General features: G+C 59.4%; 22 protein-coding genes. 20 read left to right on the top strand and 2 right to left on the bottom strand.

Annotation, left to right across the window (positions count from 1 at the left end):
- The first annotated feature begins 147 nt into the window (after window positions 1-147).
- The 12 genes from OK142_RS20640 (at window position 148) to OK142_RS20585 (ending at window position 11,444) form a co-directional block, all read left to right on the top strand.
- Window positions 148-1,443 (top strand): M23 family metallopeptidase, encoded by a 1,296-nt coding sequence (locus tag OK142_RS20640; protein WP_498684854.1) that lies wholly within the window; start codon window positions 148-150, stop codon window positions 1,441-1,443.
- Between the two features lie 219 nt (window positions 1,444-1,662).
- Window positions 1,663-3,168, top strand: coding sequence for a DEAD/DEAH box helicase (locus OK142_RS20635; protein WP_137037857.1), 1,506 nt, complete (start codon window positions 1,663-1,665; stop codon window positions 3,166-3,168).
- A 29-nt stretch (window positions 3,169-3,197) separates the two neighbouring features.
- Complete coding sequence (locus OK142_RS20630) at window positions 3,198-3,614, top strand: NUDIX domain-containing protein (RefSeq protein ID WP_498684853.1); 417 nt, start codon at window positions 3,198-3,200, stop codon at window positions 3,612-3,614.
- 827 nt (window positions 3,615-4,441) lie between these two features.
- Window positions 4,442-5,569: a branched-chain amino acid ABC transporter substrate-binding protein gene (locus OK142_RS20625; protein WP_246231035.1), complete on the top strand. Its 1,128-nt coding sequence runs from the start codon at window positions 4,442-4,444 to the stop codon at window positions 5,567-5,569.
- Window positions 5,570-5,674: 105 nt separating this feature from the next.
- A complete protein-coding gene (gene rpe, locus OK142_RS20620; RefSeq protein ID WP_003495381.1) occupies window positions 5,675-6,352 on the top strand; it encodes a ribulose-phosphate 3-epimerase in 678 nt (225 codons plus the stop codon).
- A 61-nt stretch (window positions 6,353-6,413) separates the two neighbouring features.
- The gene (locus OK142_RS20615; RefSeq protein WP_498684851.1) at window positions 6,414-6,938 is read left to right on the top strand and encodes a hypothetical protein; all 525 of its coding nucleotides are present in this window, start codon (window positions 6,414-6,416) and stop codon (window positions 6,936-6,938) included.
- 124 nt (window positions 6,939-7,062) lie between these two features.
- On the top strand, window positions 7,063-8,370 hold the full coding sequence (gene purB / locus OK142_RS20610; protein WP_035224226.1) for an adenylosuccinate lyase: 1,308 nt from the start codon (window positions 7,063-7,065) through the stop codon (window positions 8,368-8,370).
- A 68-nt stretch (window positions 8,371-8,438) separates the two neighbouring features.
- On the top strand, window positions 8,439-9,002 hold the full coding sequence (locus OK142_RS20605; RefSeq protein WP_003495376.1) for an alpha/beta hydrolase: 564 nt from the start codon (window positions 8,439-8,441) through the stop codon (window positions 9,000-9,002).
- 203 nt (window positions 9,003-9,205) lie between these two features.
- Window positions 9,206-9,970: a phosphoribosylaminoimidazolesuccinocarboxamide synthase gene (purC, locus tag OK142_RS20600; RefSeq protein WP_003495374.1), complete on the top strand. Its 765-nt coding sequence runs from the start codon at window positions 9,206-9,208 to the stop codon at window positions 9,968-9,970.
- Between the two features lie 55 nt (window positions 9,971-10,025).
- On the top strand, window positions 10,026-10,268 hold the full coding sequence (gene purS / locus OK142_RS20595) for a phosphoribosylformylglycinamidine synthase subunit PurS (protein WP_003495372.1): 243 nt from the start codon (window positions 10,026-10,028) through the stop codon (window positions 10,266-10,268).
- A gap of 21 nt (window positions 10,269-10,289) precedes the next feature.
- Window positions 10,290-10,961 carry a phosphoribosylformylglycinamidine synthase subunit PurQ gene (gene purQ / locus OK142_RS20590; RefSeq protein ID WP_003495370.1) on the top strand — a complete coding sequence of 224 codons (672 nt, stop codon included), beginning with the start codon at window positions 10,290-10,292 and terminating at the stop codon, window positions 10,959-10,961.
- A gap of 78 nt (window positions 10,962-11,039) precedes the next feature.
- Window positions 11,040-11,444, top strand: coding sequence for a hypothetical protein (locus OK142_RS20585; RefSeq protein WP_216329891.1), 405 nt, complete (start codon window positions 11,040-11,042; stop codon window positions 11,442-11,444).
- 248 nt (window positions 11,445-11,692) lie between these two features.
- Here the strand turns inward: OK142_RS20585 and OK142_RS20580 are convergent, their stop codons facing one another.
- Window positions 11,693-11,998 carry a DUF1127 domain-containing protein gene (locus OK142_RS20580; RefSeq protein WP_003495365.1) on the bottom strand — a complete coding sequence of 102 codons (306 nt, stop codon included), beginning with the start codon at window positions 11,996-11,998 and terminating at the stop codon, window positions 11,693-11,695.
- A gap of 93 nt (window positions 11,999-12,091) precedes the next feature.
- Here OK142_RS20580 and OK142_RS20575 point away from each other — a divergent pair, with 93 nt between their 5' ends.
- The 4 genes from OK142_RS20575 to OK142_RS20560 all read left to right on the top strand — a co-directional run bounded on the left by OK142_RS20575 (window position 12,092) and on the right by OK142_RS20560 (window position 16,807).
- Window positions 12,092-13,510, top strand: coding sequence for an aminotransferase-like domain-containing protein (locus OK142_RS20575; protein ID WP_498684849.1), 1,419 nt, complete (start codon window positions 12,092-12,094; stop codon window positions 13,508-13,510).
- Window positions 13,511-13,617: 107 nt separating this feature from the next.
- Complete coding sequence (locus tag OK142_RS20570) at window positions 13,618-14,208, top strand: acyloxyacyl hydrolase (protein ID WP_082182524.1); 591 nt, start codon at window positions 13,618-13,620, stop codon at window positions 14,206-14,208.
- A gap of 114 nt (window positions 14,209-14,322) precedes the next feature.
- Window positions 14,323-16,557 (top strand): phosphoribosylformylglycinamidine synthase subunit PurL, encoded by a 2,235-nt coding sequence (gene purL / locus OK142_RS20565; RefSeq protein ID WP_498684848.1) that lies wholly within the window; start codon window positions 14,323-14,325, stop codon window positions 16,555-16,557.
- Window positions 16,558-16,573: 16 nt separating this feature from the next.
- Window positions 16,574-16,807 (top strand): BolA/IbaG family iron-sulfur metabolism protein, encoded by a 234-nt coding sequence (locus tag OK142_RS20560; protein WP_003507909.1) that lies wholly within the window; start codon window positions 16,574-16,576, stop codon window positions 16,805-16,807.
- A 140-nt stretch (window positions 16,808-16,947) separates the two neighbouring features.
- Here the strand turns inward: OK142_RS20560 and OK142_RS20555 are convergent, their stop codons facing one another.
- Window positions 16,948-18,096 carry a hypothetical protein gene (locus OK142_RS20555; protein WP_498684846.1) on the bottom strand — a complete coding sequence of 383 codons (1,149 nt, stop codon included), beginning with the start codon at window positions 18,094-18,096 and terminating at the stop codon, window positions 16,948-16,950.
- A 110-nt stretch (window positions 18,097-18,206) separates the two neighbouring features.
- Here OK142_RS20555 and OK142_RS20550 point away from each other — a divergent pair, with 110 nt between their 5' ends.
- The 4 genes from OK142_RS20550 to OK142_RS20535 all read left to right on the top strand — a co-directional run bounded on the left by OK142_RS20550 (window position 18,207) and on the right by OK142_RS20535 (window position 20,702).
- Window positions 18,207-18,455, top strand: a complete 249-nt coding sequence (locus OK142_RS20550; protein ID WP_498684845.1) for a hypothetical protein — start codon at window positions 18,207-18,209, stop codon at window positions 18,453-18,455.
- A complete protein-coding gene (locus tag OK142_RS20545) occupies window positions 18,452-18,883 on the top strand; it encodes a hypothetical protein (protein ID WP_498684844.1) in 432 nt (143 codons plus the stop codon). The genes OK142_RS20550 and OK142_RS20545 overlap by 4 nt, the downstream gene beginning before the upstream one ends.
- Before the next feature lie 137 nt (window positions 18,884-19,020).
- Complete coding sequence (gene grxD / locus OK142_RS20540; RefSeq protein WP_003520429.1) at window positions 19,021-19,356, top strand: Grx4 family monothiol glutaredoxin; 336 nt, start codon at window positions 19,021-19,023, stop codon at window positions 19,354-19,356.
- A 137-nt stretch (window positions 19,357-19,493) separates the two neighbouring features.
- Window positions 19,494-20,702, top strand: coding sequence for a multidrug effflux MFS transporter (locus OK142_RS20535; protein ID WP_498684922.1), 1,209 nt, complete (start codon window positions 19,494-19,496; stop codon window positions 20,700-20,702).
- The last annotated feature ends 124 nt before the right edge of the window (window positions 20,703-20,826 follow it).

Here is a 20,826-nt window from a genome sequence, read left to right as displayed (position 1 = left end):
GGGCCTCTCCGGCAAAACTTCGTTAACCTTAACGAATTATGATTTCCTTTAGAGCGAGGTGCGTCCATTCGGACGCGCAAATGACGCTCCAAACTGTTGAATCTGCGCGTCGTGCTTTGCGAAAATCGGCCAGCCCGGAGAGAGATTTTGACTGATACAACGGAAAACCGGGTATTCGGCAAAAAGCGTGAGCCACACGTCCTCATTCTGGCGCGCGGTGACAAGGTCCGGCATCTGACGATCCGGCCATGGATGTCGGCACTTGCCGGCTGCACCATCGGTCTTTTTTCGCTCGGTTATCTCGGGGCTACTGGTTATCTCATCCTGCGCGACGACCTGATCGGCGCAACCATGGCGCGCCAGACGCGCATACAGAACGATTACGAAGACCGCATCGCAGCGCTGAGGGCGCAGGTGGACCGCGTTACTTCACGGCAATTGCTCGACCAGCAGGTGGTTGAAAAGAAAGTGGAAAAACTGCTGGAACAGCAGGCCGCCCTCACCTCCAGGCACGGACGCATGAGCGAATTGCTGGAACGCGCGGAAAATTCCGGCATCGCCGCTTCGCCGGCCGCACCTTCCTCTCTCTCGAATGCGATGGCACCGGAAAAACGCGCCGATATGTCCGGCGGCCTTTCCGCCATCGAAAAGCTGATGGCGCCCCGGAAATTGCAGCCGGAAAATGCCGGAACCGACAAACGGGCGTCCTACGTTCCGGAAGCCGGCGAAACACCTTCCGACCGGGCCGACCGGGTGTTCTCCAAGGTGACGCTTTCGCTGAAGGACATCGAGCGTCAGCAGATATCGCGCATAGCCAGGCTGACCAGCGACGCCGAGGACAAGGCGAGCGCGATGCAGGACATCATCCGTCAGGCGGGACTGAAAATTGATGAAAGCGGCATGGACGATGTTGGCGGTCCCTATGCCGATCCTCAGCGCAACGAAACCGATCCCTTCAATCTGTCCCTCACCAATCTCGACAATGCGCTCAACCGTCTGGATATCGTCAAGGAAAGCGCAACCGCCCTGCCCTTCGGCAATCCGGCCCCCGGCAGAACGATCACCAGTCGATTCGGCAACCGGATGGATCCGTTCCTCGGACGGCCCGCCTTGCACACCGGCATCGATTTTCGCGCCGAAACCGGTGCCGACGTGAAAGCGACGGGGGCTGGCAAGGTCACGGTGGCGGAAAATTCCGGCGGCTACGGCAATATGGTCGAGATCGATCACGGCCACGGCGTATCGACGCGATTCGGTCATCTCTCCGCCATTCTGGTCAGGGCCGGCGACAAGGTGGAGGCCGGCGACGTCATCGGCCGTGCCGGCAGCACCGGTCGCTCGACCGGTCCGCATGTGCATTACGAAGTACGCCGCAACGATACGCCCGTTGATCCGATGCGGTTCCTGATCGCCGGGGCGGAGCTTAAAACCTATCTTAAATAGTGGCCCGATTTTAACGCTTTTTTTGCGCTTTTGACGATAAATCGCGCAAAACCGCGCCGAAGGCTAAAATGCCTCGCCCGAACCGCGACGTTTCGCGTGCATTTCCCGTTGTTTCCTTGACTTTCCGGCAATTTGGGCATATCCCCGCGCCAAGTCTTTGCAAGTGTCGCAGCGGCACGCAGGTGTTCTTCCCGAACCAGAACGGAAAAAGTTCTTCCTTTGACAACATTCTCTGATCTTGGCCTGAGCCAAAAAGTTCTTTCCGCTATTGCAGATGCCGGCTACACGACGCCGACACCCATTCAGGCCGGCGCAATTCCGCCCGCGTTGGAAAAGCGTGATATCTGCGGTATCGCACAGACAGGCACGGGGAAAACCGCTTCCTTCGTTCTGCCCATGCTCACTCTGCTCGAGAAGGGCCGCGCGCGGGCCAGAATGCCGCGCACGCTGATCCTCGAGCCGACCCGCGAACTCGCGGCGCAGGTGGCTGAGAACTTCGAGAAATACGGCAAGAATCACAAGCTGAACGTCGCCCTTCTGATCGGTGGCGTCTCCTTCGAAGATCAGGACCGCAAGCTTGAGCGCGGCGCCGATGTTCTCATCTGCACGCCCGGCCGCCTTCTCGACCATTGCGAACGCGGCAAGCTCCTGATGACCGGCGTGGAAATCCTCGTCATCGACGAAGCCGACCGCATGCTGGACATGGGCTTCATTCCCGATATCGAGCGTATCGCCAAGATGATCCCCTTTACCCGGCAAACGCTGTTCTTTTCCGCCACCATGCCGCCGGAAATCCAGAAGCTCGCCGATCGCTTCCTGCAGAACCCGACCCGTATCGAGGTTGCCAAGCCCTCCTCCACGGCAAAGACAGTCACGCAGCGCATCGTCGCCGCGCACAACAAGGACTATGAGAAGCGCGCTGTCCTGCGCGATCTCGTCCGTGCCGAAGAGGCCGAACTGAAGAACGCCATCATCTTCTGCAACCGCAAGAAGGATGTCGCCGACCTGTTCCGTTCGCTGGATCGTCACGGCTTTTCCGTCGGCGCCCTGCATGGCGACATGGACCAGCGTTCGCGCACCACCATGCTGCAGAATTTCCGCGATGGAAACCTGACGCTGCTGGTCGCTTCCGACGTTGCCGCACGCGGACTGGACATTCCCGATGTCAGCCACGTCTTCAACTTCGATGTTCCCATTCATGCTGAAGACTATGTCCACCGCATCGGCCGCACCGGTCGCGCGGGCCGTTCGGGCAAGGCCTTTACCCTCGTCACCAAAAGCGACGCAAAATATCTGGACGCGATCGAGAAGCTGATCGCCGAGAAGATCGAGTGGCTGAATGGTGATCTGTCCTCACTCCCCGCCCCCATGGAAAGCTTTGAAAGCAATGCCGGCCGCCGGGGCAGCAAGGAACGTGGCGGCAGGGGCCGCGACAGGAACCGTCGCGATGCACCCGTATCGCCGGTTGAAAACATCAATCAGGTTGCACAATCCGCTGTGGAAACGGACATCCCGGCTCATGGAGACGACAAGGTGAAAGCAGAACGCAGACCGGAAAAGACCCCGCGCAATTCAGAGCGCAACAACCGCAACCAGCCGCACGCCAATGACGACAACCGCGACCGCCGCCGCCATTATCGCGACCATGATGATGGCCCGACGCCCGTTGGTTTCGGCGACGACATTCCCGCATTCATGCTGATCGTGGCCAACGCCAAGGCCTGAGCCCACAAGACTGACGCAGGAATGACAGCATGACGCCGACCATCAAGCCAGGACAAGATTTTCCGGGCGTCGGCGTTGGCCTTGCCATTTTACGTGACGGCAGGCTGCTTTTATGCCAGCGCCTGAAAGCGCCGGAGGCCGGATACTGGAATATTCCAGGCGGCAAGGTTGACCATCTGGAATCCGCCCTCGCCGCAGCAAGGCGAGAGGCCGAAGAAGAGACCGGGCTCACGATCGGCACGGTCGAATTTCTCTGTCACAGCGAATATATCAATCCGCAAGACCGCCATCACTGGGTCTCGCTGATCTTCGTGACACGCGATGCACAGGGCGAGCCGGCGCTGACCGAACCGGACAAGCTTTCCGATATCGGCTGGTTCGACCTCGATGCGCTTCCTGCACCGATCTCCGCCTTTGCAAAAGACGCGCTGAGCGCCCTGAAATAAAGCCGGGCAACAAACGGACATCACCGATTCAGCGGAGCACGGCGGGGTTTTTTCGTCCTCAGGGGAATATCTGCCGGGGAGCAGACATGCTCTCACACCCGGTATAAACCAACTCTGCGCGCGATTTCTTTTCGGTAAATATAATTATAAGAGAATGCCTTTGCGCAAAGCCGCGCAAATACAATTTTAAATTGCTTAATTTAGCACCATTTAAAAAACCGCCTCAGTTGCCTGAAGCGGTTTATACGTGATGAAATAAATACAATAAAGAATGTAATATAGTCTGGCAGTGCTTATAATCGGAACACTTCCGAGGCTTTTTACAGCCAATTTCAGTCGTCCCCTGAAACACGTATATCTAAGCTAAACATTTACTTTCCGTCAAGCAAATCTTCTCGCAAATGCGAAAAAAACACGGCAAGAAGCAAATGACGAACAAAAAAAGCCGAATATTAGCTTTGTATATCAATGCATTAAAGAAATGAAAATAAAATGTGCAGCCTATCGCGCTGCACTTTAAAAGTGCAGATTATGCTATTATTCTGCACAAAATCCGCTTATAACCGCGGCATGTTACAGCATTATAAAGTAAAGAGCCTCTCACTGAGCGCAGTCGATACTTCTTTTGGCACTCGACGGAAATTCCTTTAGCTTCAGAGCAGATATAATCGGCAGATCGCACATAATTGCATCAAAGCCCAACAACCAGGACGTGTTGTCGTCTTCCGATCTTTCAAATCATGTAAGTTCTGGCCTGAACCACCGTGTCAGGGCCGGCGATGTGCGATTCTGCTGGGGTATCGGTGATTTTTCCTTTGGAAAACCGATTGTTGCCGATAAACATCAAGCCGGGACAACAGGATTTCGATCACGTCATGCTTTCACTTCGCCTGCTAACGATTATCGCCGGTTTTGCCTTTGCGGGCTCAGCAAGTGCGGCATCGATTGGCATCGTTGCTCCGCAGAACGGTCCCTATGAGCTTCTGGGGCAGCAGGTGCGGCAGGGAGCAAAGGCAGCAGCTGCCAAGCTCGGGCTGGATATCGTCGAAATCCATGAAAGCTGCGAAGACGGCAGCGGCGGTGCGATTGCCGACGGCCTGGTGGCCGCCAAGGTCAGCGCCGCAATCGGATTTTTGTGCACCGAGACGCTGCAGGGCGTTTTGCCGCCTCTCAAGGCGGCCGCCATTCCGGCGATCACGCTTTCCAGCCGTGCCCCGATCCTGATGGAAGACGCCCTTAAATACGGCTGGCCGCTTTTCCGCCTTGCCCCATCGGACAAGGCCGAGTCGGACAGGGCCGCGGAAATCATCCTGCGCGACTGGAAAGGACATTCCATCGGGCTTGTGGATGACGGCACGATCTTCAGCCGCGACTTGGTGGACCGCATCCGTTCGACGCTGGAGCAAAACGGGCTGAAACCCACCTTTGCCGATACGATACGTCCGGGCCAGGAACAGCAGGTGGCACTCGTGCGCCGGCTGGCACGAACCGGCATTACCCATGTCTTCATCGGCGCCGAGCGCAACGATGTCGCCATCATCGCCAGGGATGCTGCTTCCGAAAACATTCCCCTCACCATCATGGGCGGCGATGCCATGAATGCGGCGAACAATCCCGTCGCACTTGCTCAGAACGTGCTGGCGATCACGCGCCCCGCCTATGACACGCTGCCCTCGGCACAGGCCGTCGCCGGTGAATTGCGCGCCGCCAACATTGAACCGGAAGGTTACACCCTGCCCGCCTATGCGGCGACGGAATTGACCGCAGCACTCGCGGAGGCGGCGCAATCGCAGGGAAAACCTGCACCCGAAATACTGGCAAGCGGCACCCCGTTCAAAACGATCATCGGCGATATCGTTTTCAATCCGTCGCATGAGGTTTCCGAAAACCCCTATCGCCTGCAGCGCTGGAATGGCCAGCGCTTCGAACCCGCGGACAAGGCCGAAAGACAGTAAGCGAAGCCGGTCGTGCCGGAAATTCAACAAGTCGCGGCCGAGGCCGTTTCAAACCCCGAAACATGATGCTAAAGGCAGCTTAACGCGTCGAGAGGAGTTTGCCCCATGTCCCTGCCCATCCGCATAGCACCGTCCATCCTGGCTGCCAATTTCGCCAAGCTGGGACAGGAAGTCGCCGATGTCACGGAAGCAGGCGCGGACTGGATCCACCTCGATGTCATGGACGGCCATTTCGTGCCCAACATCTCGTTCGGTCCTGACGTCATCAAGGCGCTCCGCCCGCACAGCAATGCCTTTTTCGACTGCCATCTGATGATTGCCCCCGTCGATCCCTATCTCGAAGCCTTCGCCAAGGCGGGCTGTGACGGCATCACCGTCCATGCGGAGGCCGGGCCGCATCTGCATCGCTCGCTCCAGACCATCCGCACACTCGGGCTGAAGGCCGGCGTGACGCTCAATCCCGCCACACCACTTTCCGTCATCGAAAACGTGCTTGATGATGTCGATCTCATTCTGATCATGAGCGTCAACCCCGGTTTCGGCGGCCAGAAATTCATTCCCGCCATGCTCGACAAGATCCGCGCGGCAAAAGCGATGATCGGCGACCGGCCGATCGAGCTTGAAGTGGATGGCGGCGTAACGGCGCAGACCGCCGGCGCAATCATTGCCGCCGGCGCCAATGCGCTGGTGGCCGGCTCCGCCGTCTTCAAGGGCGACGGCGTCGAAGATTATCGCAAAACGGTCTCGCTGCTGCGCACGGCGGCTGAAGCCGGGCAGTCCTGACCCGCCGCCAAACGCGGAGACGCCGCAAGCGGGACGACAGGGCGTTTGGGTGGGGGCTTTGATGGACAGCGACAGGCAGGACTCCGGCAACACATTATCGGCATGGCTGTTTCCACTTCTCGCCCCGCTCGTCTGGGCCGCCTCTTCAGCGACCAGCGCCGGCCTTGGTCTTTATTCAAGAAACCGGTTCGAAACCGACCATGCCGCTGATATCGCCATACTGTTCTTCTGCGGCGGCCTCCTCGGCTGGCCACTGGCCATGGTTGCCTTGCGCTTCCTCCCCGCATCCGCCGGCCTGCCGCTGCGCTTTGCGGCAAGCTGCCTTGCCATCGCATTCTTCACCATAGCGGTCGCGGCGGCGCTTTTCGCTTTCCAGTACCGCATCTTTTATGCGCAATGGCATGCACCGGCATTTTCCCGCATCTGGTTTTTCCAGCAGCTCTTCACCTCCCTCGGCGCCATCTACCAGTTCTGCATTCTGGGCCTTCGCCTCTATTTTCCGTTTGCCGCTGTTCCGCTGGCGCTGGCGGGCGCAATCCTCTGCCGACGGACCCATGACCGCCCGGACGTCCAAAGGACGCTTTGACATTTGTAATAGGCGCATCGAGCCGGTGCGCTGGCTCTATAGTTGATTGAGATTATCGGAACACTTTGCTAAACGGGCAGCAAATTCCTCCACCAAGAATTCCTCCACTAAGAAAGTCATTGCCATGATCCCTCGTTACTCCCGACCGGAAATGGTCGCCATCTGGTCGCCGGAAACGAAGTTCCGCATCTGGTTCGAGATCGAGGCGCATGCCTGTGACGCGCTGGCCGAACTCGGCGTCATTCCGAAATCGGCAGCACAGACGATCTGGGAAAAGGGCGGCAGCGCCACTTTCGACGTGGCCCGCATCGACGAGATCGAGGCCGTCACCAAGCACGACGTCATCGCTTTCCTGACGCACCTTGCCGAATTTGTCGGCCCCGACAGCCGTTTCGTCCACCAGGGCATGACCTCGTCGGACGTGCTGGACACCACGCTCAACATCCAGCTCGTCCGCGCCGCCGATCTTCTGCTCGCCGATATGGACCGTGTGCTCGCCGCACTGAAGACCCGCGCCTTCGAACACAAGAACACGGTGCGCATCGGCCGCAGCCACGGCATCCATGCCGAGCCGACCACCATGGGCCTGACCTTCGCCCGCTTTTATGCCGAGATGCACCGCAACCGCGAGCGCCTCGTCAATGCGCGTGCGGAAATCGCCACGGGCGCGATCTCCGGCGCCGTCGGCACCTTCGCCAATATCGATCCGCGCGTCGAAGAGCATGTCTGCGCCAAGCTCGGCCTCATCCCGGAGCCGGTCTCCACGCAGGTCATCCCGCGTGACCGTCACGCCATGTTCTTCGCCGTCCTCGGCGTCATCGCCTCGTCGATCGAAAACGTCGCCATCGAAATCCGCCACATGCAGCGCACCGAGGTTCTGGAAGCGGAAGAGTTCTTCTCTCCCGGCCAGAAGGGTTCCTCCGCCATGCCGCACAAGCGCAACCCGGTGCTCACCGAAAACCTGACAGGCCTTGCCCGTCTGGTGCGCATGTCGGTCGTTCCGGCCATGGAAAACGTGGCGCTCTGGCATGAGCGCGATATCAGCCACTCCTCCGTGGAGCGCGCCATCGGCCCCGACACCACCGTTACCCTCGACTTCGCACTGAACCGCCTTGCCGGCGTCATCGAAAAGCTGGTGATCTACCCGGACAACATGTTGAAGAACATGAACAAGTTCCGTGGCCTCGTGCATTCGCAGCGCGTTCTCTTGGCGCTGACGCAGGCCGGCGTTTCCCGCGAGGACGCCTATCGCCTGGTGCAGCGCAACGCCATGAAGGTCTGGGAACAGGGTGCGGATTTCCTGGAGGAACTGCTGGGCGATGAGGAAGTGCGCGCCGCCCTTCCCGAAGATGCCATCCGCGAGAAGTTCGATCTCGGCTACCACACCAAGCATGTCGACACGATCTTCAAGCGCGTCTTCGGCAACGCCTGAGCAAACACCCTGAAGTTAATGCCGTCGCGGCCTTGATCGCGGCGGCATCACGACACAGATATGGGCGCATGAAAGTTTCAGAAGCAGATATCCTCATCGTACCGGGTTACACCAATTCCGGCCCAGACCACTGGCAGACCCGCTGGGAGCGCAAACTTTCCACCGCGCGCCGTGTCGAGCAGGCCGAGTGGACAAAACCGGTGAGGCACGATTGGGTGGCGCGGCTCGTGGAAGAGGTCAACGCCTCGACCAAGCCCGTCGTTCTCGTCGCCCATTCGCTGGGTGTTCCGACCGTCATCCACGCCATTCCGGAAATCGGCAGGAAAGTTGCAGGCGCGCTTCTCGTCGCACCGCCGGATGTCGCCAATCCGGATATCCGGCCGAAACATCTGATGACCTTCGGCCCCTATCCGCGCGATCCGCTGCCATTTCCGGCCATCACCATCGCCAGCCGCAACGATCCCTTCGGCTCCTATGAACATGCCGACGATATTGCCGCCGCCTGGGGTTCGCTGCTGATCGATGCCGGCATGTCCGGCCATATCAACGCCGAGTCCGGCCATGGCCCATGGCCCGAAGGCGGCATGGTGTTCGCCCAGTTCCTGAGCCGCCTGAAGGCAAACGAGCCCTGAGAGGGACGAAGGGCGAGACCCGTCCCGCCCCTTGCCGCTCGCGCCGGCCGATTTTCAGCCATGAGACATTGTCGGCCCGACATAAGAATTGAAGGGAAGATATGCGCGCTGCATTGTAGAATGCACTCTTTTCCTTTATGGGACCGCTCAAAGACAGAAACGTAACGCCACCAGAATCGGCGTCAACCAAGAGACCTGCCATTATGAACCGTCGCCGCCGTATTTACGAAGGCAAGGCCAAGATCCTTTACGAAGGTCCGGAGCCAGGCACGCTTATCCAGTTCTTCAAGGACGATGCGACCGCCTTCAACAAGAAGAAACACGAAGTCATCGACGGCAAGGGTGTGCTGAACAACCGTATCTGCGAATATGTCTTCACGCATCTGAACAAGATCGGCATTCCCACCCACTTCATCCGCCGCCTCAACATGCGTGAGCAGCTGATCAAGGAAGTGGAGATGATCCCGCTCGAGATCGTCGTGCGCAATGTCGCCGCCGGCTCTCTGTCCAAGCGCCTCGGCATCGAGGAAGGCGTGGTGCTGCCGCGCTCCATCATCGAATTCTATTACAAGTCGGATGAGCTGGAAGACCCGATGGTCTCCGAAGAGCACATCACGGCTTTCGGCTGGGCCAACCCCGCCGAGCTTGACGACATCATGGCGCTTGCCATCCGCGTCAACGACTTCCTGTCCGGCCTCTTCCTCGGCGTCGGCATCCAGCTCGTTGATTTCAAGATCGAATGCGGCCGCCTTTTCGAAGGCGACATGATGCGCATCATCCTCGCCGACGAGATTTCGCCAGACAGCTGCCGCCTGTGGGACATCGAGACCCAGAAAAAGATGGATAAGGACCTGTTCCGCCGCGACATGGGCGGGCTTCTCGAAGCCTATTCCGAAGTTGCGCGCCGTCTCGGCATCATCAATGAAAACGAACCGATCCGCGGCACCGGCCCAGTCCTGGTAAAGTAATATCGGCCTCGTGAAGTAATATTGGCCTAGCAAGGTAAAATCAGGAGAAGATCAGGTGATCAAGGCACGGGTGACTGTTACGCTGAAGAACGGCGTTCTCGATCCGCAGGGCAAGGCAATCGAAGGCGCGCTCGGCAGCCTCGGTTTCGGTGGCGTCGGCCATGTCCGTCAGGGCAAGGTCTTCGACCTGGAGCTCGAAGGCGCCGACAAGGCCAAGGCCGAGACCGACCTGAAGGCGATGTGCGAAAAGCTTCTGGCCAATACGGTTATCGAAAACTACTCTATCGCCATTCTCTAAAAGCCGCAGGAGCCGCCGACCATGAAATCCGCTGTCGTCCAACTTCCCGGCCTGAACCGCGACCGCGACATGATCGCGGCGCTCACGAAAATCTCCGGCACGGCGCCCGTCACCATCTGGCAGACGGAAACGACACTTCCGGATGTGGACCTGATCGTCATTCCCGGCGGCTTCTCCTATGGCGACTATCTGCGTTGCGGCGCCATCGCCGCCCGCATGCCGGTCATGCAGGCCATCCGCGAAAAGGCCGAAAAGGGCGTCAAGGTTCTCGGCGTCTGCAACGGCTTCCAGATATTGGTCGAAGCCGGCATGCTGCCGGGCGCTCTGATGCGCAACGCCTCCCTGAAATTCGTCTGCCGTGAAGTGAAACTCGAAGTCGTCAACAACGACACCGAATTCACCCGCGCCTATGACAAGGGCCAGGTCCTGCGTTGCCCCGTCGCCCATCACGACGGCAACTACTTCCTCGATACGGATGAGCTCAAGTCCGTTGAAGACAAGGGTCAGGTCGTGTTCCGTTATGCTGACGGCACCAACCCCAACGGCTCGCTGAACGACATTGCCGGCGTCATCAACGCACAGGGCAACGTTCTCGGCATGATGCCGCATCCTGAAAACCTGATCGAGGCCGCCCATGGCGGCAATGACGGCCGCGGCCTCTTTGCCTCGGCGCTCGGCGTCATCGCAGCCTGACAGACCGGGCGGGCTTCAAGCCCGCCTTTTTAATGCCCGCTTGCGGCTGCCGCTTCGGCCTCTCTTCTGGATGACCTGATGTCTCTTGCTTTTCGACTGAATGCCTACAAAGCTACCGGACTGATCCTTGCTGCCGTCGCACTCGCCGCCTGCCAGCCGAAACCGCAGCCGGCGGCCTCCGTTTCCCGCGCCGCCCTGCCGACGATGGAACGGATCGCGCTAGGTGCCAATGCCTGCTGGTTCAAGTCGGGGGATGCAGCTTTCAAGGCCTACCGTCTGGCGCCGGAGTTGAACTCCTTCTCCGGTCGGCCGCGCATTCTGCTCGTGCCGCGCAACAGCCCGGAATCGCGCCCCATGCTGGTCGTACAGGCCGAGGGTAACCCGGCAAAGCTCGATGCTTTCGGCCCCATGATGAACGAGACCGTTTCAGGCCGCATCGCAACCGATGTCAAACGCTGGGCGAATGGCGGCAAGGGCTGCTGATCTAGCGACCCTGACGTGCTCAGTTAAAAATTTGACGACAAGGCCACCAAGCACGCGACGTCATCCTCGGGCTTGACCCGAGGATCCACAGCCGCGTGAGATGGGTCCTCGGGTCAAGCCTGAGGACGACAAAGGGTGGAAAATCCAATACAAAAAGACCCGCCAACGCCGGTTGGGACTGGCGTGGCGGGCCTGCCGAATGGCAATTCAGGCACCGGGGAAAGATGGCGCCGCTCTCCGGCAGAAAATTAAAGCGGCCGCGTTGGCCACGAGAAAAGCTGCGACTTTGCGGCCTCCTTCAAGGCCTCGTCGCGCGTGACGCCGATATCCTGCAGAAGATCGTCCGACAGTTCACGCAAAGCGAGCCGTCCCTGTCGTTTGTCGTGCCACTTGAACAAGCCCGTAATCAGGCGACCAATAAGCGTGCGAGCGATCTCAGCCGGATACGGCGCCGGTGCGACCATGTCGCCGGCATCGCGGAACACGCGTTCCCGTTCGTAACCGTCAGGATAAATTGTATCCGTTGTCGAAAGGTATTGATCCATCTTGCGCATATTGCACCTATTGTCTCCGTGCGTTTAGCCTCACTTAATGCATCCAATAAATACAATTGACTTGGATACAGATACAATGCATAAATTGTCACCATGACAAATTGGCTTCCCGACATTACCGAGGGCAATGGGCCCATTTACCTGCGCCTTGCAGACAGTATCGAAGGCGCGATTTCGGACGGCATTCTGAAGGCGGGCTCGAAATTGCCGCCGCAACGCAATCTCGCTTATGATCTCGGCGTAACAATCGGCACAATCAGCCGGGCCTATGCGCTCATCCACGAGCGTGGTCTCGTCAGCGGCGAAGTCGGGCGCGGTACTTATGTCAACGAGAGCAAGACCCCTGCCCCGTCGTCGCGTATCGAACCGGCAGCGTCTGCATTCGGCGGCACACGCCACCCGATCGAAACCAGCGCGGAGTTTCGGCTGAACACCACCGCAGCACCCGATGTCGGCCAGAGCGCGCTGATCACCCGGCATATCGAGGCCGTCACCCGGGACCATCCTTTCGAAGTCGCCAACTACACCCGCACGCTTCCAGACAGTTGGTGTATGGCAGGCGTCCGCTGGCTTTCCCAGCACGGCTGGTCGCCGAAACCGGAAAACATCGTTTCGACGCTCGGCGCCCATGCGGCGGTGATGAGCGTGGTGACGGCGATGACGGCGCCGGGCGACCGGATCGTTTTCGAACCCCTCACCTATTCCCACATCAGCCGCAGCGCCGCGCTCGCCGGACGGCGGGTAACGCTGGTGGAAGCGGATGAGAAGGGCATTGTCCCTGATGATTTCGAGCGCATCTGCGCCCAGCAGCACCCCAAGATGATCTTCCTGATGTCGGCCGGCCAGAACCCGACCTGCGCCACCCTGCCCGAGGAGCGGCGGCGGGCAATCGCCGATATCGCCCGCAGATACGGCGTATGGATCGTCGAGGACAATCTCTATGGCGCCATGACCCGCGAGGCCATTCCCCTGATTGCCGAATTTGCGCCCGATATAACCTTCGTTGTCGGCGGCCTGTCCAAATCCGTTTCAGCCGGCGTCCGCGGCGGCTGGGTCGCCTGCCCGGCACAATTCTCATCGCGGATACGCATTTCGCATTCGATGATAACCGGCGGCCTGCCCTTCATGCTGGCAGAACTGAATGCGCGGCTCGTCAACAGCGGCGACGCCGATGACATCCGCAAGGATTGCATTGCCGAGATCAACCAGCGCGAGGCGATCGCCAGACGCGTTTTTACCGGGCTGGAATTCAACTCCCTGCCGGATATCGCCTTCCTGTGGCTGCGGCTGCCCGAGCCCTGGCTTTCCGGCACATTCCGCAATGCCGCCATGAAGGAAGGCGTGCTGATCGACGACGAGGACGAGTTCAAGGCTGGGCGCACGGAGAAGGTTTTCCACCGTGTCCGCATCAGCTTCTCCGGGCCTCCCAAACGCGAGGATCTAACCCATGCCTTCGGCACCTTGCGGCATCTGCTCGATAATGGTTCGGCCGGTTATGAAAGCGAGGCGTGAGCGGGAACGAGTCTTTCCTGCAACACGACCTCTAATTCAGTAACTCATTATTTACCAAACCGGCGAATCTGCCATCCTTTCCCTACTTCGGAGCGGGGAATGATTCGATGGCAGCATTCGGTTCCATATCCGCCAGGGCATTTGTTGCTCTCGCGATGGTTTTCGCAGCATGTGTGTTGAGTGACATGACGCCGGCCGCCGCCGCAGACGGCACGGTGTTCGATGAATTGCGTTTCGGGGTCACGACCTCGCTCGCCGATCGCGGTGGCGGTGGCGAAGACGGCGTATTCCCGGCCTTTACCGCGTATTTCGATCCCTTCGCGAGCGCCTCGGCCGTCACCCTTGGCGAAAAGCTTGCCCGCCCACGCCTGCATCTGGGTGCGGAAATCGGCACCGAGGGCGAAGCAAATACCATTTACGGCGGCGTCAACTGGACCTTCGACCTCAATCCGAAAATTTTCGTCGACCTCGGCTTTGGCGGCCTGTGGCATGACGGCAGGCTGAGAAACGGCCCGGGCGAAACCGGCGCGGAATTCGGCTGCCGCGTGCTTTTTCATGAATATGCCGCCATCGGATATCGCTTCAACAGCAACTGGAATATCTCGACCCAGATCGAACATGCCTCCCACGCCAATCTGTGCGACGGCCCCAATGACGGGCTGACGCGTGTCGGACTTATGGTCGGCTACAAGTTCTGAATAAGCCAACAAAGCAGCGTTTTGCCGGCAAAACGGCGCATTTTCCTGTCGCACGATCAAGCCTCTTGCGGTAAAGAACCGGAAACTTTCCTCGGCTCGAACCGCGTGAGACCTATGTCTATCTCAAATTCCATCAAGATCACCCCGGAACTCGTTGCATCCCACGGGCTGAAGCCCGACGAATACCAGCGTATCCTCGACCTGATCGGACGGGAGCCAAGCTTTACCGAGCTTGGCATCTTCTCGGCCATGTGGAACGAGCACTGCTCCTACAAGTCCTCCAAGAAGTGGCTGAAGACCCTGCCGACCAAGGGCCCACGCGTCATTCAGGGCCCCGGTGAAAATGCCGGCGTGGTGGATATCGATGATGGCGACTGCGTCGTCTTCAAGATGGAGAGCCACAACCACCCATCCTACATCGAACCCTATCAGGGTGCGGCGACCGGCGTCGGCGGCATCCTGCGTGACGTCTTCACCATGGGCGCACGCCCGATCGCGGCCATGAACGCCCTGCGTTTCGGCGCACCCGATCATCCGAAAACCCGCCACCTCGTGGCTGGCGTCGTCGCCGGTGTTGGCGGTTACGGCAACTCCTTCGGCGTGCCGACCGTCGGCGGCGAAGTGGAGTTCGACCCGCGCTACAACGGCAACATCCTCGTTAACGCCTTTGCCGCCGGCCTTGCCAAGTCCAATGCGATCTTCCTGTCGGAAGCCAAGGGCGTCGGCCTGCCGGTGGTCTATCTCGGTGCAAAGACCGGCCGCGACGGCGTCGGCGGCGCGACCATGGCATCCGCCGAATTCGACGAATCCATCGAGGAAAAGCGCCCGACCGTTCAGGTTGGCGACCCCTTCACCGAAAAGTGCCTGCTGGAAGCCTGCCTCGAACTGATGAAGACCGGCGCGGTCATCGCCATTCAGGACATGGGTGCAGCCGGCCTCACCTGCTCGGCCGTTGAAATGGGCGCCAAGGGCGATCTCGGCATCGAACTCGACTTGAACGCCGTACCGGTGCGCGAAGAGCGCATGACGGCTTACGAAATGATGCTGTCGGAAAGCCAGGAGCGCATGCTCATGGTTCTCGAGCCCTCCAAGGAAGAAGTCGCCAAGGCGATCTTCGTCAAATGGGGTCTGGACTTCGCGATTGTCGGCAAGACCACCGACGACCTGCGCTTCCGCGTGCTGCACAATGGCGAGGAAGTCGCCAACCTGCCGATCAAGGATCTCGGCGATCAGGCCCCGGAATATGACCGTCCGTGGACGCCCGCCAAGGTTCAGGCGCCGCTTTCGGAGAACGACGTTCCAGACGCAGACATTGCCGACGCGCTGGTATCGCTGGTCGGTTCGGCCAACAACTCCTCGCGCCGCTGGGTATACGAACAGTACGATACGCTGATCCAGGGCAACTCCCTGCAGCTGCCGGGTGGGGATGCGGGCGTGGTTCGCGTCGAAGGCCATGACAAGAAGGCGCTGGCCTTCTCCTCCGACGTGACGCCGCGTTATGTCGAGGCTGACCCGTTCGAAGGCGGCAAGCAGGCCGTCGCCGAATGCTGGCGCAACATCACCGCAACCGGCGCTTTGCCGCTGGCGGCCACCGACAACCTCAATTTCGGCAACCCCGAAAAGCCTGAAATCATGAGCCAGCTAGTCCATGCCATCAAGGGCATCGGCGAAGCCTGCCGTGTGCTGGAATTCCCCATCGTTTCCGGCAACGTCTCGCTCTATAACGAAACCAATGGCCAGGCGATCCTGCCCACCCCCACCATCGGCGGCGTTGGCCTGCTGAAGGACTGGGGCCGTATGGCGCGCATCCGTTTCGCCGCCGCTGACGAAGTGGTACTACTCATCGGCGCGCCTGCCGGTCTCGGCACCCACATCGCCCAGTCCGTTTACATGCGCGACATCCATGGCCGCACCGATGGCCCCGCACCGCATGTCGATCTGGCCGCCGAAAAGAACAACGGCGATTTCGTCCGTACGCTCATCACCGACGGTCTTACGACAGCCGTTCACGATTGCTCTTCGGGCGGCCTCGCACTTGCTGTTGCGGAAATGGCAATTTCCTCGGGCATTGGCGCGACGATCGATGCGGTCGAAGGCCACAATCCGGTCCTCACCTTCTATGGCGAAGATCAGGGCCGTTACGTTCTGACGGTGAAGAAGGCCGATCTCGACAAGGTGCAGGCGGCTGCCAAGGCGGCAGGCGTTTCCTGCCCGGCAATCGGCGTCACCGGCGGTGCAAGCGTAAAGCTGGGCACGGCGCGGGCTGTCGAGATTAAAGAATTGCACTTGGCCCATGAATCGTGGTTCCCTCAATTCATGGACGGCGAAACTTTGATCGCCGCAGAATGAATTAAGGAGAAACACCATGCCCATGAAACCCGGCGACATTGAAGACATGATTAAGGCGGGAATTCCCGGGGCAAAGGTCACGATCCGCGATCTGGCCGGTGATGGCGACCATTACGCGGCGGAAGTCGTCGCGGAAGCATTCAAGGGCAAGACCCGCGTGCAGCAGCACCAGATGGTCTATGACGCGCTGAAGGGCAATATGGGCGGCGTTCTGCACGCCCTTGCCCTGCAGACCTCGGCTCCCGAATGATCGCGGCCGTGAGAGCGGTTCGGGCAACGGCACGTCTCTGTCCCGCCTAGGGGACAGCGTGAAACCTGCGGAATAATGAAAGGCCCGCGTGATACTCTCACGCGGGCCTTTTCATGTCCGTCCGAGTCGATCAGCGCCGCTTACAGGACTGGCGGCGTCTGCGAATCCAGATCGGCGAAGGAGGCGGCAGGCAAAGGCCCCGCCGTCAGCAGGGTAAAATCGTAACCGGATTTGCGATCCGGCCCCAAAACATATTGCCGATGCATGCGCAGGAAGTTGCGCTTGTTCTTTTTATAACGCTCCGGCGAAAGCGAGTGCTTGAAACGGATCGGCACGATCTTCGGCTGCGGCGCATCCTTGTGGCCGGTCAGCGCAACCGTGTTGCAGCGGTAGAGGTGGATCGGATCGGTCAGACACTGGATATCGAACCATATCACCTCCGGATGATGCGCGATCGTGCCGACGCTCTGTCGCAGCCTGTCCGCACTCGACAGCAGCGCGCATTGCAGGGCAGCACCACCGAGCGTGGCAAAGGACAATTTCCGGCCATCCAGCGCATCGGGTTCGAGTTCCAGCACACGGCCGATCACGGCGAGCGCGAGGCTCGCCCCCATGCTGTGCGACACGACCAGAACCTCCTCAGAAGGCTGCTCCAACGCCTTGAGGACAAGGGCCGCCTTCTCTTCGATCCAATCGCGGGAAATCGGCTCATCGCGGCCGACGGCCAGCGCGAAGCGCCAGTCGGCGTAAAGATGCAACGTATGAAACCGCTCGGCGAAGGGCAGAAACGCCTTCACGAAGAACAGGGCCGCAGCGGGAAGACTGATCACGAAGAGCCAGAGGGGGAAACCAAACAGCAGCGGCGACAGGGCAATGCCCGCCGCAAGCGCGCCGCCCACCAGCATCAGCAGGAACGGAAAAATGAAGAAAAGACCGAAACGCCAGGCATGACGAAGATAGCGCCCTGCCCCGCCTTCTGCGACGATACCGCCCGCAGCCGCAAAGCCCAGCCCGACCTGCCGCCAGACGGGCATATCCCGCAGGCGCGATATCACCGCATTATGATCATAGACGAAGATGGTGGAACGCGTCCGCCAGTCACCGGCCGAGGCCTCCACCGTGAATGTTTCGCCCGCCGGCGTAGTCTCAAGCGCTCCCACCGTATAGTCCACACCCCATGTCTTGCCGGCAAGCGCCGCCGCCCGCTGGTAACGCAGATGATGGGCCGCCGCATCCAGCGGATCGAAGCCGGGGAAATAAAGAACAAGTCGTGACTTGACGGTCGGCATGCATAAACCTTCAGGCTAGAGACACCCGAAAGGATCGCTTGATACAGTGGGCGATGCACGTATAGTAAAAAACGCGACGGAAATGTGATTTATTTATTGGCGAGGGAAATTTGTCTGGCATCGTCGATCAAGTGCTCAACGGCGTCGTCAAGGGCGCGCTGTCTGAAATCCTCACCAAGACCGGCATCCGCAAAACGCGCCGGGCGCGCCGGACGAAAATTACCGGCTCGCTTGCCGGCGGCATCGTCGGATCCGTCCTCGAAGCCGCACTCAACGCCGCCGTCAAACCCAAGCCAGCCAAGAAGCAGGTGAGCAAAAGACGCACGGCCGCTGCCCGCAGCAGGCAACGATATCGATGATGCATCGCCTCCCCCTAATTCCCGCCTTTTTACTACTGGCGATTTCGGCGCCGCTACAAGGTGCCGCAGAGGTTAAGAGCAGCAAAGAGATCAAGATCGGCTTCGTCGTGGAGCTTGATGGTGCTCATCGGATATCCGGCACAGCTTTCTGCAAAACCGGCAACACCTGCCGCCTGGTGGACCAGAAAAGTCCAAAGTTAATTCTCGATATTGAAGTGAACAGTTTCTATAGCGAAATGGAGATTGACTGTGAGGACGACTGCTCGTTACCGAGCGGCAGGCGAGCCATAACGTTCGATAACACTCGCGAATTCGATATTCGGGAAGGCGAAACAGGTGTATTGACGCAATCAGTCTTCAGACGGTGGAAGCAGATAGGAAAAATAGTTCTCGACTTTTCTTACCCGAAGAGAACGACGCGCTGGTAGCCGGAGTTTCGACCGGCGCTCATCGATGCCACACCCGCGCATTTTTTGCGCTTTCCGGGTGGAAATCGCGCCGCGACATGTTATTTAGGAACAAACGAAAGCAGCGGCCTTGAACCGCATGTGAAAGGAATAGGCCTATGAGCGGCATTCACGACATGATCGACAGCGAAGTGAAGAGCAACGATATCGTTCTTTTCATGAAGGGCACCCCGCAATTTCCGCAGTGCGGTTTTTCCGGCCAGGTGGTACAGATCCTCGATTATCTCGGCGTCGACTACAAGGGCATCAACGTGCTTGCCGATGCAGATATCCGCCAGGGCATCAAGGACTATTCCAACTGGCCGACCATCCCGCAGCTCTACGTCAAGGGCGAATTCGTCGGCGGCTGTGACATCGTAAGAGAGATGTTCCAGTCCGGCGAACTTCAAAACCACTTCCAAGAACAGGGTATCAGCGTCCGCGGCGCGGCCTGATTTCGGCCGGTTCATCCGGCCCACCCTGATTGTCAGAAATTTATGCCAGGCGTTGCTTCATGCAACGCCTTTGCCGTTCTTTTTGGGGCAATCCTGTGACAGAACTTTCACAATCCACCGCTTCGCGCGCAGGCTCGATGGGGCGCACGGAATTCATTGCGCTGGCCGCAATGCTGATGGCGCTGAACGCGCTCGCCATCGACATCATGCTGCCCGGCCTTCAGGAAATCGGTGCATCGCTGGGCGTGGTCAATGAAAACCACCGCCAATATGTCATTTCCACCTATCTTCTGGGCTTCGGCATCGCACAGCTTCTGTACGGCCCGATCTCGGACCGTTTCGGACGCCGCAAGCCGATGCTCGTCGGTCTGGCAATCTACATCATCTCCGCCATTGCGGTGGTCTTCGTACCGTCATTCTCCGGCCTGCTGGTCCTGCGTTTCATTCAGGGCATCGGCTCGGCGGCGACACGCGTCATCACCATCTCGATCGTGCGCGACATCTATGGCGGCCGCCAGATGGCGGAAGTCATGTCGCTGATCATGATGGTCTTCATGGTCGTTCCGGTCATCGCGCCCGGCACCGGCCAGATCGTGCTGTTTTTCGGCAACTGGCACCTGATCTTCGCCTTCATGGCGGCAATTGCCGCCGTGGTGACGGCCTGGATGTATTTCCGCCTACCGGAAACGCTGCATCCGGACGATGTCCGCCCTTTCACCGCCCGTTCGGTGCTTGGCGGCTTCAAGATCGTGCTCACCAACCGTATCGCACTCTGCTACACGCTCTCCAGCACCTTCATCTTCGGTGCACTGTTCGGCTTCATCAACTCGGCTGAACAGGTCTATAAGGGCATTTATGGCCTCGGCGCATGGTTTGCCGCGGCCTTCGCCGGCGTCGCCCTGTTCATGGCCTTCTCGTCCTTCATCAATGCAAGGCTGGTCGGCAGGTTTGGCATGCGCAAGCTGTCGCACGGATCGCTGCTCGGTTTCATCGCCATCACCTTCGTCTGGCTGGTGGTGCAGGTGCTGGGACCGGAACCGATGCCTTTCGCGATCTTCATCGTGTTCTTCGCGCTCGCCATGTTCCAGTTCGGCTGGATCGGGTCGAACTTCAACTCGCTCGCCATGGAGCCGCTCGGCCATGTCGCCGGCACCGCCTCCTCCGTCATCGGCTTCATGGGTACGGTCGGCGGCTCGCTCATCGGCGCCGCCATCGGCCAGGCCTTCGATGGCACGGCGCTGCCAATGGTAGCAGGCTTTTTCGTCGTCTCCATCATCGGCCTGATCTTCGTGCTGATCGGCGAAAAGGGCATGCTGTTTCAGGCACACAACAAGCCGACACGGTAAGGGCGGTTAGAAAAATAAAAGGGCGCGGAATTTTGTTCCGCGCCCTTTTTATTGATTGACGGTTCACGTCATACGCATTCCGTCACCCCGGACTTGATCCGGGGTCCAGCCAGCCCAAGTCTTT

The organism is Agrobacterium sp. BT-220-3 (assembly GCF_025910175.1).
Classification (GTDB): domain Bacteria; phylum Pseudomonadota; class Alphaproteobacteria; order Rhizobiales; family Rhizobiaceae; genus Agrobacterium; species Agrobacterium oryzihabitans.
This window is presented reverse-complemented; position numbering and strand designations above follow the sequence as displayed.

Excerpts from the sequence above, each read along its gene's own strand:
- OK142_RS20630 (WP_498684853.1), top strand. The coding sequence starts at position 3,198 with ATGACGCCGACCATCAAGCCAGGACAAGATTTTCCGGGCGTCGGCGTT.
- rpe (WP_003495381.1), top strand. The coding sequence starts at position 5,675 with ATGTCCCTGCCCATCCGCATAGCACCGTCCATCCTGGCTGCCAATTTC.
- OK142_RS20615 (WP_498684851.1), top strand. The coding sequence starts at position 6,414 with ATGGACAGCGACAGGCAGGACTCCGGCAACACATTATCGGCATGGCTG.
- purB (WP_035224226.1), top strand. The coding sequence starts at position 7,063 with ATGATCCCTCGTTACTCCCGACCGGAAATGGTCGCCATCTGGTCGCCG.
- OK142_RS20605 (WP_003495376.1), top strand. The coding sequence starts at position 8,439 with ATGAAAGTTTCAGAAGCAGATATCCTCATCGTACCGGGTTACACCAAT.
- purC (WP_003495374.1), top strand. The coding sequence starts at position 9,206 with ATGAACCGTCGCCGCCGTATTTACGAAGGCAAGGCCAAGATCCTTTAC.
- purQ (WP_003495370.1), top strand. The coding sequence starts at position 10,290 with ATGAAATCCGCTGTCGTCCAACTTCCCGGCCTGAACCGCGACCGCGAC.
- OK142_RS20585 (WP_216329891.1), top strand. The coding sequence starts at position 11,040 with ATGTCTCTTGCTTTTCGACTGAATGCCTACAAAGCTACCGGACTGATC.
- OK142_RS20580 (WP_003495365.1), bottom strand. The coding sequence starts at position 11,998 with ATGCGCAAGATGGATCAATACCTTTCGACAACGGATACAATTTATCCT.
- OK142_RS20575 (WP_498684849.1), top strand. The coding sequence starts at position 12,092 with ATGACAAATTGGCTTCCCGACATTACCGAGGGCAATGGGCCCATTTAC.
- OK142_RS20570 (WP_082182524.1), top strand. The coding sequence starts at position 13,618 with ATGGCAGCATTCGGTTCCATATCCGCCAGGGCATTTGTTGCTCTCGCG.
- purL (WP_498684848.1), top strand. The coding sequence starts at position 14,323 with ATGTCTATCTCAAATTCCATCAAGATCACCCCGGAACTCGTTGCATCC.
- OK142_RS20560 (WP_003507909.1), top strand. The coding sequence starts at position 16,574 with ATGCCCATGAAACCCGGCGACATTGAAGACATGATTAAGGCGGGAATT.
- OK142_RS20555 (WP_498684846.1), bottom strand. The coding sequence starts at position 18,096 with ATGCCGACCGTCAAGTCACGACTTGTTCTTTATTTCCCCGGCTTCGAT.
- OK142_RS20545 (WP_498684844.1), top strand. The coding sequence starts at position 18,452 with ATGATGCATCGCCTCCCCCTAATTCCCGCCTTTTTACTACTGGCGATT.
- grxD (WP_003520429.1), top strand. The coding sequence starts at position 19,021 with ATGAGCGGCATTCACGACATGATCGACAGCGAAGTGAAGAGCAACGAT.
- OK142_RS20535 (WP_498684922.1), top strand. The coding sequence starts at position 19,494 with ATGGGGCGCACGGAATTCATTGCGCTGGCCGCAATGCTGATGGCGCTG.